This is a genomic window from Pseudomonas sp. W2-17, from assembly GCF_041060445.1.
Lineage (GTDB): Bacteria > Pseudomonadota > Gammaproteobacteria > Pseudomonadales > Pseudomonadaceae > Aquipseudomonas.
This window is the reverse complement of sequence record NZ_JAUFNS010000008.1, coordinates 215,097-228,193: the sequence shown is the minus strand read 5'-3', so window position 1 is coordinate 228,193 and position 13,097 is coordinate 215,097. Positions and strand designations below refer to the sequence as shown.

Here is a 13,097-nt window from a genome sequence, read left to right as displayed (position 1 = left end):
TTGGACAGATTGAACGCACTGGGCGGGCTGGAAATGTTTGTCCAGACAGCACAAAGCCAGAGCTTTGTTGCCACCGGACGCAGTCTGGGCATTTCTGCTTCTGCGGTGAGTAAAAGCATCTCCCGGCTGGAGGCGCGGATGGGGGTGCGGCTGTTTCAGCGGAGCACTCGAACCGTTCGCCTCACCTCGGAAGGCGAGGAGTTTCTGCAGCGGTGCCGGCGCATCCTTGACGAAGTCCAGGCTGCCGAAGACCACATGTCCGCGATGACCGGGCGCCCGCGAGGTCGATTGCGTGTCGGGCTGGCCCTGGCGGGAGGGCTGCCGCTGCCGGTTATCGCCGATTTCATGCAGGCCTACCCTGAGATCGAGCTGGACCTGGACTTTACCGACCGGATGGTGGATGTGATCGAGGAGGGGTTCGACGTCGTCATCCGGGGCACCGATCTAAGCGACTCCCGGCTCAAGTCCCGGCCTTTGGGCCCATACCGCGCCTGCATCGTCGCCGCGCCTGGGTACCTCAACGCTCACGGTGTGCCGTCCAGCCCCGCAGACCTGCTGGACCATGCGTGCTTTCACTACCGTTGGCAGAATTCGGGAAAGCTGTATCAGTGGCCTTTCAAACAGACGGCCGCCCGGGCAAGCCTCAGTAGTCTGCCCGTCGCCATGATCTGCAGCGATGTCGCCGCCTTGCTGTACATGGCCAAGGCGGGTCGCGGGATTGCGTGTCTGCCCGATTTCGCGGTCCGGGATGCGGTGGCAAACGGGCAGCTTCAGACGTTGCTGACAACGCACCTGACAGGCGCGAACACCTTCCATATTGTCTGGCCGAGCAGCCGGCACATGACGCCCAGGGTCAGGGTCTTCGTGGACTTTGTTGTCGCTCATTTTGCCCGCGGCCTGGTGATTGAAAACGCAGGCTAAGGCCCGGCGGTTTTTTTACCCATTGCGGACACATTCGTCACCTATGCATGGACGCCTGCCCCTCTTAATCGTCCACTTGAGAACGCCTACTCTGTTTCACCAGCGCGGTGTGCCTCTGCGCGGTGTCCCGCTCGCTCCGGCAATGCAGGACCCGCAGGTGCCTCGCACACACTTGCATGAACAGAGGAAGGCTCAATGACTCATAAAATCCGCGTCGGCATCATCGGTACCGGCGGGTGGGCGCGCTACGGACACATTCCCGCCCTGCAATCCCTTGACGCATTCGAGGTGGTGGCGCTCTCCGGTCGCGATCTGCAAAAGGTGCGCGGCTATGCCGATGATTTCAAGATCCGACACGCGTTCGACAACGCCGATGAACTGGTCAGCCACCCCGAAGTTGACCTTGTGGTGGTGCTGGCGCCCACGCCCGAACACGGTCGGCTTGCGCAAAAGGTGATCGAGGCGGGCAAAGACGTGTACTGCGAATGGCCGCTGTCCACTACCACTGCGCAATCGGAGCAGATCCTGGAAATGGCCAACGCCAGGGGCATCAGCCATATCATCGGCCTGCAGCGCCGCTTCTCGCCGAGTTCGCGGTATTGGCACGACCTGATCCGGCAGGGTCACATCGGCAGCATCAGGGCGGTGCGAATGTCGGTGGGCGTGGACGCATTCGGTGCGGTCATGCCGGCATTTGCCAAGTGGGCGGTCAACACCGAAAACTTCACCCACCTGCTGTCGATCTACGGCGGGCACTTTCACGACATGCTGTTTCATGGCGTTGGCTTCCCACAAATGCTCGCGGCGGTTGCGCAGACTCAATTCCCGGTCACCACGATTGAGGAAACCGGCGAGCAGATTCCCTATGACGCCCCGAACGAAGTCATGATCATCGGCACGTTGCCTGGGGGCGGCTTGTTCTCGGTTCAGCTTGAGGGAGGTCAGGACCACAAAACCGGCCTGCAAATCGACATCACCGGCACGGAGGGTGCGCTGCGGATCACCAATCCGCGCGGTTTCCAGAACACTCACGACAATGCTATTGCGTCGATGACCGGCGGCAGCGACAGGTTCGTGGAATTGCCGATCCCTGCGCAGTACCAGACCCTTGACGTGACGCACCTGGATGCCAGTGCCCAGGACGTGGCCTACCTCTACGCCGCCTATGCCGAGGACAAAGCCACGGGTTCCAGCAACGCGACCCGCTTTGAAGACGCCCTCCGCCAGCATCGCCTGATCGACCAGATCACCGAAGCGTCCCGGACGTTCTTCAACGGGTGAACCCAAGGCCGCTACTCACCGGCGCCTTCCGGCCAGTCGGTTGTGTCAGTCAGCCTTGAACCACTTGGGGTGCAACGCGGGGAAACGTTCACGCAGCCAGTCGGCAAAGGCATGGAGGGCAGTCCTGCCCGGATGCCAGGCCGCTAATCCTGCGCCGACAGGTCTCGTTTGCCCAACAACCAGCAGACCACGCCAAGCACCAGGGTCGCGAAACCCAGCGCGGCAATGGTCGACGCCGGCGTGGTCAGGGTGTCGAGAATGACGAACTTGCGGCTCAGCGCCAGCAGCGCGATCAACAGCACCGTCCGCACCTGGACGACGCTGTTGCGCCGCAGTGCCGGGCGGATGATCGAGTGCTTGAATTCCAGTGCGATCAGCACGGTGAAAATCGAGCCGAACACCGACTGGAAGACACCGTGGTCCAGCGGGTCGAGGGCACCGGTGATCAGCAACGGCAGGAGGCTGCGGCACAGCTGAAGCAGCGCGATGAGAATCACCGCAGCGATGATCAAACTGAGGGCGATGACCACCAGTTGCTCGAAGCGCTCGTAGGCACTCATCAACCGCCACTGGGCGCCCGGGTGCTTGACGGAGGATGGGTCGGATTTTGGGTGGTTGACGGCATTGCCGCGCATGATCTGGCCTCCTTCTCTCTCTCGCAGGCGGCAGGAGACTGGCTCTTGCCCGGTTCAAACTGAAGACAGAAGCCCAAGATAGGGACCGCGCCGATGCTTTCAAGGGGAGGTGGTGCCCTGTCATGCTTTCAGGCAGATGATGGCTAAGTGCAGGGGCTGTGCGGGGGAACTTACGAATAATGACGAGGGCAGCGGCAACTGACGTCAGTCAGCGCCGCCAAACGGTATTTTCAAGCTCAGGTCAGTGCCTGATTCACGCCTGCTCGTCTTGCTCTGCGGCATCATCATCGTCGTGCTTGAGCGGGGGCTTCATGCCTGGCTGTGGCGCGTGCACGGCGTCCGGTGCGACTTCTTCGCCGTGGTTCTTCTTTTCTTGCTGGACTTTTTTGTCGTGAGCGACGTTGCGTGGATCGGTCATGGGAATTCCTTGATCTGGCAGAAGATTCGAATGCTCGCCGACGCGACACGTTGGCCGTGAGCGTCGGGGCAAGATTTGGAGTCAAGGCCGGCATCAGCGTTCAGTGCATTTCAAACCGCACTGACTGCGCCGCGCCGACTGGCCCGCGAAGACCCGGAAGCGCAGACGCGATGACCCGCGCATATGCCGACGATGCCTCAGCCTGCCAGCTGGGCAAACGATGAATGGTTGTAGCAGAACAGACTCGAAGCCGGCTTCGGGCGGCCGTAGAGGTAGCCCTGGGCATAATCGCATCCGCTGTTGGCCAGCCAGGACGGAAGATGGGGCAGGTGGAACTCCTCGACCCCTTCGGCCGTGACCTGCATTTTCAAGCTGCGCGCCATGCCCAGAATCGCTTCGACCATGGGCAGGTGATCGGTCTGCCCGGGTTCAAAGAACGACCGGTCTATTTTGATCTTGTCGATGGACAGGCGGGTCAGGTGATACAGGCTGGAATAACCGATACCGAAGTCATCCAGCGCCACCGTGATGCCGTGCTCGTGCAGTTTGCTCAGGTTCTGCCGCGCCACGTCCAGATTGCCGACCAGAGCCTCCTCGGTGATTTCGACTTCGAAGCGCTGAAACGCAAATTGCTCTTGCCGCAGTTGCTCCAGCAACTGATCGGGAAACAGCGCGTCGGTCACCATGGCGGCGCTGACGTTCATGGACAAGCGCAGGTGATCGTCCCAACGATTCGCGGCGCGACAGGCTTGGCTGATCAGCGAGCGGGTCATGGCCGGGATCAATCCCAGGCGCTCCAGCACCGGAATGAAGTCGGCCGGAGTTGCGGTGCTGCCGTCCGGCTTGAGCCAGCGTGCGAGGACTTCAAACCCCACAACCTCCTGGGAAGGGAGCGCCACGATGGGCTGGAAGTAGGGCACGATTTCGTCTGCTTCAACCGCCCGTCTCAATGCCAGTTCAAGGTCGGCCTGGGCCCGGCGCTGCTTTTCGTATTCGCTGTCATAAAAGTTGTAGGTCGAACGCCCGTCCTTCTTGCCTCGGTACATCGCCGTGTCGGCGCAGTGCAGCAATGCCGAAGCCTCCTGTGCGTCGGTCCACGACCGTGCAATGCCAATGGTGGCGCCCAACGCCGAAGGCTCGACGGCGCCGGACAATGGCGCGCGGAGCTGAACCACTGCCGCCTCGGCGATCTGGCTCAGCTCGGCCTGGTGTTTGAACGTGAGAAACAGTAGGCAGAACTCATCACCGCCCAGGCGCACCGCCACGCCGCCGTTATCGTCGGCGATGGCTTCGAGCCTGCGCGCTATTTCCACGAGCACAATGTCGCCGGCGGCATGGCCGTGTTGATCATTGACCGCCTTGAAGTGGTCCAGATCGATAAGCATGACTGCCGCAGGCCGCTTCAAACCGAGCTGATTGCGAACCATGTCCATGAAGATGCGCCGGTTGATCAGCCCGCTGAGCGAGTCATAGGTGGCCAGGGTTTCAGTCTGCGCCTGTGCCTGTTTCAGTCCACGGAAGCTCGACTGGGCGTTGGCAATCAGGCGTTTGAGCAGAATCGTCGGGATGATCAACGAGATCAGCGAAAACCCCGCGACAGTGAGGACGAATCGCCATCTTTCGGCGTCTTCAAAGTCAGCGTCGTACGGCAGGGCGAGCCAGTGCATCACCCAGGCTTCGAATTCGAATTCCCACAGGATGGAAAGTCCGATCACCGTGGACAGCGTGATCAACAGCAGTACAGGCAGGCGACACGGGTTGCGGCGGTGCAGGTCATTCATGTCAGGCCTCGCAGGGCCGAGAAAATAATATGTGATGTCAGACTGCCATACTGTCACATAGGTTCGTACCGTTGATCGAAGAATTGTCCCCGAATGCCGAACGGTGTGTGCCGATGGTCGGGAGCAAGGGCAAGGGCCATGCCGGGCCATGCTCGGTAACCTGGCACTCACGATGAAACTGCGCAGATCGTGAATCAATCATCGGCCGCATGCTTTAAGGTGTTCCATGACACCGGCCTGGGATGTTGCTCACAGATCACTGAGCCGGGAGCACTCCATCCAGCAAACAGGAGCCACCCATGAGCGATTCTCTGTCCGACATTCCCCTCACGCAAATCGATGGCACGCCGGCCAATCTGGGCCAGTACAAGGGCAAAGTGCTGTTGGTGGTCAACGTGGCCTCCAAATGCGGGCTGACGCCGCAATACGAAGGACTTGAAAGCCTGTACCAGAGCAAGAAGGACGCCGGACTCGAAGTGCTGGGCTTTCCGGCCAACAACTTCAAGGAGCAAGAGCCGGGCAATGACAGCGACATTCAGTCGTTTTGCTCGACCACCTACGACGTGCATTTTCCGCTGTTTTCGAAAATCTCGGTCGCCGGCGACGACACGCACCCGCTCTACCGCGAACTCACCGCCGCCCAGCCCGCTGCCACCGGCGACGGGCCGTTCCGTGAGCGCCTCAAGGGCTACGGCATTGAAAGCGGCGCAGGCACCGACGTGCTGTGGAATTTCGAGAAGTTTCTGATCGGGCGAGACGGCAAGGTGATCGGGCGCTTTGCCCCAGACGTGACGGCGGAGGATCCACGCCTGACAGCGGCCATTGACGAAGCCCTGAGCGCCTCCTGAGCGCCTGAGGATTTAGCCGGGCCCCCAGCCTGAGCGCGAGCGTCCAGCACCCGAGTCACAGCGGCGCATGCAGCGGCCGCTGTGAGCGGGCAGGGCAAACAGGGCTGTCTATCGAATTGTTGTGTGAAGCATGAACCCTGCGCTTTTTATATCTCTGGATGGGCCCAAGGGCGTCGGGAAAACCACGCTGTTGGAGGCCGTCACGAAATCGCTGAGGGCCGATGGCAAGAAGGTGATCCGGCTGAGCGAGAGCAAAAGTGATCCCCACCGGGGTGAAATAATGGCCCTCGTCAACCAACTCGCCAGGCATCCCGACCGCGATCTGGAGTTTGAGGTGTGTGAGCGCCTCGCCGACAGCCGTGCCTGGATCTCCCGGCACGTCCTGACCCAGCAGCCCGCCGACAGCATCATCCTGATCGATCGCTGGTATCCGTCGGACGCCGCGTTTCGCCGGCTCGTCCCGTTTGCCGAGATCCTGCAGTTGAACATTGACAGGAACGTGCGCGTGCCGGACCTCCATGTCGGGGTTGTCACTGCGGCCGAAATTTCATGGGCGCGGGCAGCGGCACGTCGGCGTGGCTTGAGCAGTACGGTGGTGCATTCGCTGGAAGAACACGCCGAGTGCACCCAGGCGTTCGAGCGGGCGGTTTCAGCTAACGGGTGGGTTTTGTGTCGCAATGAAGGGCGGCTGGAGGACGCGACGGTGCAGGTGGTTTCCGAGGTATGCAACGCGCAAGACACTAGAGGCTTTCGCTGCCCCGAGGGGCGAGGCTTGGATCTATATTGATTGTTTAGCGAAGGCGAGGTGCCAATGGGCGGCAGCAATGAACACGTGGCGGACAGCATACGGACGTGGGTGTGGTCGGGCTTCTACACCCCTGAAGAGATGGATGAGATGGTCGATGACATCATTGACAATGACTGTGATGTACCAGCGCTGAAGGCGTTGATCCTGCCGGAGTGGCAACGCAAGCTCGACGCAGAGCGTGACTGGCCAGAGGTGACTGCCTGCGAGCGGCTCGATGCAGTGTTCTACGATCTCCATGAAGAGGGTATCTGTGCCCTGTCCAATGCGGGTTATACATTGTCGGACGGATTCACGGAGGTGGCCGAAGCAATTCACCAAGCGCCGAACGATCATTACCACGGTTTTTGTTTTTATCACGGACAAGACGTGGAACGCACTGTAGAGGGAGAAGCCCTGCTCATCGCTTTTGGCGCAATCGATGATGATCCTGCACAGAGTCTCAAGGTAGGGCACCGGTTGTGCAGCGTGTTGAAAGCCGCTGGCTTTGAAGTCTTCTGGAATGAAACCGTCGAGCAGCGTGTGAAAATTCACAACTTCAACTGGCAGCGCAGAGCGCCCCGCGACTGAACGGCGATCAATATCAGGAGATGCCCTTGAGCAAGAAACTGTTAAAGGCGGCCGCCCGAGGCCAGAACGAGACGTTGCTGAGCCTGCTGGACGGTGGCGCCGACATCGATTTTATCGACAAGATGCCCGGTCGTACGGCATTGATCGAAGCGGCCATTGCCGGCCATGTACACACCCTCAACCTGTTGATCGCCCGCGGCGCGAGCCTGGACAATGCTGATAAGACCCTCGGGTTCACGGCCCTCGGCTGGGCCGCCGACAGAGGTGATCTTCACGCAGTGGACGCGTTACTGGTGGCTCAGGCGTCCGTCGATCTGACAGCCCACACCTATCAACAGACGCCTTTGATGCTCTCTGCCCGTGAGGGGCACGCTGGTGTCGTGGCTGCCTTGCTGGCGGCCGGGGCCGATGTGCATTTACAAACCGGCAACGGCCACAATGCGCTGTCGATGGCCGATGCACGAAACCACACGGAAATCGTGGCGCTGTTGCAGCAGCACGGTGCGCTGGCGCCTGTCCCGCCTGATGAGTATTCGATGCCGTGGCCCGCCGTGGCAGCGGACGGGTCAGATGTGGATGACAGCAACCCTGCAAGCGTCCTGCGTGGCTTCATCCTGGCCATGTATGCCTGGGAAACCGACTGCTACAGCCAAAAGCAACGCATCGATGATGGCGAGCTTGCCTGGTCGGTTATTCAGGCGGCGCAGAATCAAATAATCGAGCGTTTTTGTACGTCCAAGCCCCGTATTTACGGGCGCCTCGGCAGCTTCGGGTTTCCACCGGAGTATTCGCCCAAAGATGCACTGGTGAGTGTCGAGCGTGAGGCTCGCCGGGCGGTGATCATGACGCGGCAGGCGCCCAGTACGAGGCTGCGGTATGAGGTGCTGTTCGGCCTGACCCGCAAAGGTGATATCTGGCGCATTGATACAAAGAAGCGGCGCGGTTGGGGCGAAGCCGCTGATTGGGAAAGGTCGATACTGTGAGAGAAGCCTTGAAGCTGCCATGTTGATGGGGGTGATCCAGACCAAAGCGAGCGCTTCAGCACGGATCACCCATTAACATCGTTCAGGCGCAACCGTCACAACAGCTCAACGGAATGCGCCAGAGGATTATGCCGAAGGCTTAAGCACGACTTTGGTCCAGCCGTCGTCCCGCTGATCAAAGTGCTTGTAGGCATCCGGGCCTTCAGACAACTTCAGGCTGTGGGAAATGATCTGCGACGGCTTGGCACGGTCATGGTGAATCAGCTCGGCGAGGCGACGGTTGTACGCCTTGACGTTGGCCTGGCCAGTACGGATTTGCTGGCCCTTGAACCAGAAGGAGCCGAAGTCGAAGGCCATCTTGCCTTCTTTCGCCAGATCGCTTGCGGCGTTTGGATCTTGCGGCACGAAGACACCCACGACGCCGATGCCGCCGGTAGGCTTGGTGGAGGCGACCAGGTTGTTCATGGTTTCGTGATTGGCCTCATGGCCATGCTTGTCGCAGCACTGATAGCCCACGCATTCGCAGCCGCGGTCGGTGCCCTTGCCGTTGGTCAGGTTCAAAATCTGCTCCACGGCCTGGGTCTGCGCCGTGTTGATCGGCGTCGCGCCCAGCTTGGCCGCGAGCGCCAGACGGTCTGGATGGTTGTCCACCACAAAGACCTGTGACGCGCCTTTGATCATCGCCGCATGCGCTGCCATCAGCCCGACCGGGCCTGCGCCGTAAATAGCAATGCTTTCACCCGGCAGCAAACCGGACAGTTCAGTGGCGTGCCAGCCGGTGGGCAAGATGTCCGAGAGCATGACGTAATCGTTTTCTTTCTCCTTGGCATCTTCAGGCAGTACCAGGCAATTGAAGTCGCCATAAGGCACGCGCAGCAGTTCAGCCTGACCGCCCTCGTAAGGGCCCATTTCCGCAAAGCCGTAGGCGCCGCCGGCACTGCCCGGGTTAACGGTCAGGCAATAACCGGTCAGGCCGCGCTCGCAGTTTTCGCAGAAACCGCAGCCGATGTTGAACGGCAGGCAAACCATGTCGCCGACTTTGACGCGATCAACGGCCGCGCCCACTTCGATGACTTCACCCATGTTCTCGTGGCCCAGGATTCTGCCCGTCTCGAAGCTGGTGCGGCCTTCGTACATGTGCAGATCAGAGCCACAAATGTTGGTCGTGGTAATGCGGACCAGGACATCCGTTGCTTTTTCAATCTTGGCATCGGGAACGTTTTGAACGCTGACGTCATAAGGACCGTTGTAAATAATGGCTTTCATGGGCTCTCCAGAAGAATAGGGTGCCAATACAGATAGAGGCGCGAGTTTTAGTGCAATCGCGCAGGCCCGTCGTTCAAAGAGATTGGCCGGGTCTGACCAACGGTAAATGCTGGCAAAAGGCTCTGAAACGCGGCTTGTGGCCACTCGATGGTGAAAAACACGATGGCGTCTATGCAAGCCGTGGCAGCTCAAATAGGGTGGGTTCAGTCCTACCCCCCCCCCAACCCAAATGTGACGGAGTGGAAATGAACATTCAGCTGAATAGCAAGCGTGCGCTGGTCACCGCGTCAACCGGCGGCATCGGTTTCGCGATTGCCAAAGGTCTGGCCGAGGCGGGTGCCGAGGTGGTGATCAACGGCCGCAGTGAAAGCTCGGTCAAGCAAGCAATTGCCCGACTGGTGAGCGCTGTGCCCGGTGCCACGATTACCGGCGTCGCCGCAGATCTGAGCGATGCAGGCGGTGTTGAAACGCTGCTGCAGGGGGCCGGGCCTATCGACGTCCTGGTCAACAACGCCGGGATCTATGGCCCCCAGGATTTTTTTGAAACCGAAGATGAGGTGTGGGACAGCTACTGGCAGACCAACGTCATGTCAGGGGTACGCCTGAGCCGGGCACTGCTCCCGGCAATGGTGGCCAGGAAATGGGGCAGGGTGGTGTTCGTGTCTTCCGAGTCTGCACGCAACATCCCCGCCGACATGATTCACTACGGCGTTTCCAAGACCGCGCAGTTGGCCTTGGCCCGAGGCCTGGCGAAACGCGTTGCGGGCAGCGGCGTGACGGTCAACAGCGTGCTGCCGGGGCCGACGTTGTCCGATGGCGTCGCCGCCATGATGCAAAGTGAAGTGGCGCGCACGGGCAAATCCCTGGAGGAAGTGACCAAGGCCTTCGTAGCCGAGCACCGTCCCAGCTCGATTATTCAGCGTGCCGCCACCGTCGAAGAAGTTGCCAACATGATCGTCTACGTGTGCTCGCCCCAGGCATCCGCCACCACCGGCGCAGCGCTGCGGGTTGATGGCGGTGTGGTTGACGACATCGTTTGAGCCGCCTCAGCGCTCCCTGCGCATAGAGCACATGGCCCGGGCACATCAACCGCATCTTCAAGTGGCTGACGCATCAGGGGAGGGTCTGGCGTTTGTTCGCCATCAGCATCGCCAGAACATCCTCGGCCAGCACCGGCGGACTGAGCAGGAAACCCTGGGCGTAAGGGCAGCCCAATTCCCTGAGCTGATCGAGCTGGCCAAGGGTCTCGACGCCCTCGGCGACAATCGCCAGGTCCAGTGCCTGCCCCAGCGACAAAATACTGTTGACGATGGCGACGCTGCGTTCATGCTTCATCATGCGCGTGACAAAAGACCTGTCGATCTTGATCGCGTCAATGGGGTAGCGGTCGATGTAGCCAAGGGAGCTGTACCCGGTGCCGAAATCGTCCAGCGCAATGCGGATGCCTTGAGCGCGAAGCTCTTCAAGGGTTTTTACCACAATTTCCGGCTCATGGAGGAACACTGACTCGGTGATCTCGATCTGCAGGGCGCGGGCATCGAATCCGGTCTCGGCGATAATCTCGGCGACCTGCGTGACGAAGTCACTGCGGTTCAGTTCAACGCCGGACACGTTGACGTTCAGCTTGAGAGTGACCGCTCCGGCGGCGTCACTCCATTTCCTGACTTCGCGACACGCATTGCGCATGACCCACTGCCCAAGGTCGCAGATGACGCCAATGTCCTCTGCGACGCTGATGAACACATCCGGCGCGATGATGCCCAGGGTCGAGTGGCGCCACCTGACCAGGGCTTCAACGCCGACGATCGTCTCAGTCGCAATGGAAAAGATCGGCTGGTACACCAGATAGAACTCATTGCGGGTGATCGCGTGCTTGAGCGCGTTCTGCATCACCAGCATGTCGATCGACGCCTGACGCATCGACAGGTCGAAAACGGCCCAACTGCCACGGCCTTTCTTTTTGGCGGCGTACATGGCCACGTCTGCGTCGCGGATCAGATCTTCAGCAGTACTGTGTTGAACATCCAGGGTCGCAATACCGATGCTGCAGGAGATAAAGAGCTGTTGCCCGTCGATGGAGGTCGGCAAGCTGAGGGCATGGGTCACGCGCCTGGCGGTTTCGATCGCCTGTTCCTGATGGCCCTCGTCAGTCAGCAGGATCGCGAACTCGTCGCCTCCGATGCGGGCGATCACCGCGGTGGGATCGATGCATTCGCTCAGGCGGTGGGCAACGCTTTTCAGCAGGCTGTCCCCGGCGTGGTGGCCCATGCCGTCGTTGACATATTTGAATCGATCCAGATCCAGGTACAACACCGTCGCCGCGCCGGGCTCTTGCGGGGTCCCTTTGCTCAGGGCCGAATGGATGCGGGCCATGAAATAGCCCCGGTTCTTGAGCCGCGTCAGCTCGTCATGAAACGCCGCGTAGGACAACTCGTCCTGAATACGCTCTCGCTCGATCAACCTCGACTCAAGCGCCACGCGCTCCTCACGGTCGAGCTGAGCCTGCCGAAAATGCTGCTCTGCGTCTTTGCGCTCGGTGATGTCGCGCTGAACGGAAACCCAATGGGTGAACCAGCCTTTCTCGTTTGCAACCGGCACGATGCTCAGCTGCACCCAGAACAGAGTGCCGTCGCGCCGGGTGTTGATGAGCTCGACTTCAACAGGGTCCCACCGTTGCAGCGCATCCCTGATTTTTTGCAGCGTCTGGCGATCGGTCTCCGGGCATTGCAGAATCCGCGGCGTGTTTCCCATGACCTCGTCGAGGCTGAAACCGGTGGTGGTCAGGAACGCTGGATTGCAATAAACAATGCGTGGCCCTGGCAAATCGATGGGTTCCGCCTCGGTGATCAGGATGGCGTCCTTGGCGTTGACCACCACCGACTCCAGCAAACGCAGACGTTCGATCACCGCAGACGCGCCGGCCCCGTTCGCCGGGTTCATCTTCAGTGCGTCGTAAAGATCGGCGGCGTGGGTTTGCAAGCCGTAGATGTGTGCGGCGCTGAGTCGTGTATGGGGCAGCGGGATTGTCATCAGCACCGCTCCGGCCAGCACCGCGTTGCAATCCCTGATCGCAACGCACACCAGCGATGCGTTGACAATCTGATCGAGCCCGGCTGGCAGTACGGTGTCAGCGGGCATCGCTGCGCCTACGTCGACGACGTCTCCGTAGGACAACATCATCTTCAGCCAACCGCCGGTGATTTCGTCCGGACGCACCAGCGGCGCGTCGCCGTGGGTCGCTACCGTGTGCCATTGATCTTCGTCTTGCAGGATCAGGATGGCGCCCGCCGCCCCGGTCAGGTGCGAAGCTGCGTCTAGAAAATGCCCCAGAACTTCATGATTTTTTAAACCGAGGTGAGCCTTTGCTGCCATGTGCATTACCTGAAAAGGGGCGAAGTGTCAGGCCATCATTCGACCCGCATCGGGTCGAGCAAGGGCGGGTACGGCTGTGCGGGAGAGCGGCCGCCCACGGGCAGATCGTTCAGCATCTTCGGTATCGGCGCGGCGATGAAGTTCAACAGGTCCTTCGAACAGCGACGGTTCGTTTTGGCGCCTGTGAATCGGCGAGAACGAAGCGCCATGCACCATG

The 13,097-nt window shown here is 60.4% G+C and carries 12 protein-coding genes; 7 read left to right on the top strand and 5 right to left on the bottom strand.

The features are described 5' to 3' along the window. Positions 1-9: 9 nt before the first annotated feature. Positions 10-921, top strand: a complete 912-nt coding sequence (locus QWI20_RS12750; RefSeq protein ID WP_369305767.1) for a LysR family transcriptional regulator — start codon at positions 10-12, stop codon at positions 919-921. Between the two features lie 195 nt (positions 922-1,116). After that, positions 1,117-2,202, top strand: coding sequence for a Gfo/Idh/MocA family protein (locus tag QWI20_RS12745; protein WP_369305766.1), 1,086 nt, complete (start codon positions 1,117-1,119; stop codon positions 2,200-2,202). A gap of 143 nt (positions 2,203-2,345) precedes the next feature. Here QWI20_RS12745 and QWI20_RS12740 read toward each other — a convergent pair whose 3' ends face one another. From QWI20_RS12740 to QWI20_RS12730, 3 genes are all read right to left on the bottom strand, one after another. Beyond that, positions 2,346-2,837, bottom strand: a complete 492-nt coding sequence (locus QWI20_RS12740; protein WP_369305765.1) for a phosphate-starvation-inducible PsiE family protein — start codon at positions 2,835-2,837, stop codon at positions 2,346-2,348. A 253-nt stretch (positions 2,838-3,090) separates the two neighbouring features. Beyond that, positions 3,091-3,255, bottom strand: coding sequence for a hypothetical protein (locus QWI20_RS12735; protein WP_369305764.1), 165 nt, complete (start codon positions 3,253-3,255; stop codon positions 3,091-3,093). Positions 3,256-3,452: 197 nt separating this feature from the next. Next, entirely contained in the window at positions 3,453-5,036 is a 1,584-nt protein-coding gene (locus tag QWI20_RS12730; RefSeq protein WP_369305763.1) for a putative bifunctional diguanylate cyclase/phosphodiesterase, read from the bottom strand. A gap of 299 nt (positions 5,037-5,335) precedes the next feature. Here QWI20_RS12730 and QWI20_RS12725 point away from each other — a divergent pair, with 299 nt between their 5' ends. The 4 genes from QWI20_RS12725 to QWI20_RS12710 all read left to right on the top strand — a co-directional run bounded on the left by QWI20_RS12725 (position 5,336) and on the right by QWI20_RS12710 (position 8,242). Then, positions 5,336-5,884: a glutathione peroxidase gene (locus tag QWI20_RS12725; protein WP_369305762.1), complete on the top strand. Its 549-nt coding sequence runs from the start codon at positions 5,336-5,338 to the stop codon at positions 5,882-5,884. A gap of 130 nt (positions 5,885-6,014) precedes the next feature. Continuing rightward, complete coding sequence (locus QWI20_RS12720; RefSeq protein WP_369305761.1) at positions 6,015-6,671, top strand: dTMP kinase; 657 nt, start codon at positions 6,015-6,017, stop codon at positions 6,669-6,671. Between the two features lie 24 nt (positions 6,672-6,695). Continuing rightward, complete coding sequence (locus QWI20_RS12715) at positions 6,696-7,259, top strand: hypothetical protein (protein ID WP_369305760.1); 564 nt, start codon at positions 6,696-6,698, stop codon at positions 7,257-7,259. A gap of 26 nt (positions 7,260-7,285) precedes the next feature. Continuing rightward, on the top strand, positions 7,286-8,242 hold the full coding sequence (locus QWI20_RS12710; RefSeq protein WP_369305759.1) for an ankyrin repeat domain-containing protein: 957 nt from the start codon (positions 7,286-7,288) through the stop codon (positions 8,240-8,242). A gap of 126 nt (positions 8,243-8,368) precedes the next feature. On the opposite strand, the gene QWI20_RS12705 is transcribed toward QWI20_RS12710, so the two are convergent. Then, positions 8,369-9,508, bottom strand: a complete 1,140-nt coding sequence (locus tag QWI20_RS12705; RefSeq protein ID WP_369305758.1) for a glutathione-independent formaldehyde dehydrogenase — start codon at positions 9,506-9,508, stop codon at positions 8,369-8,371. A 245-nt stretch (positions 9,509-9,753) separates the two neighbouring features. Between QWI20_RS12705 and QWI20_RS12700 the strand changes: the two genes are divergently transcribed. Further along, positions 9,754-10,548 carry an SDR family NAD(P)-dependent oxidoreductase gene (locus QWI20_RS12700; RefSeq protein ID WP_369305757.1) on the top strand — a complete coding sequence of 265 codons (795 nt, stop codon included), beginning with the start codon at positions 9,754-9,756 and terminating at the stop codon, positions 10,546-10,548. 73 nt (positions 10,549-10,621) lie between these two features. On the opposite strand, the gene QWI20_RS12695 is transcribed toward QWI20_RS12700, so the two are convergent. Then, positions 10,622-12,880, bottom strand: coding sequence for a putative bifunctional diguanylate cyclase/phosphodiesterase (locus QWI20_RS12695; protein ID WP_369305756.1), 2,259 nt, complete (start codon positions 12,878-12,880; stop codon positions 10,622-10,624). Positions 12,881-13,097: the final 217 nt, after the last annotated feature.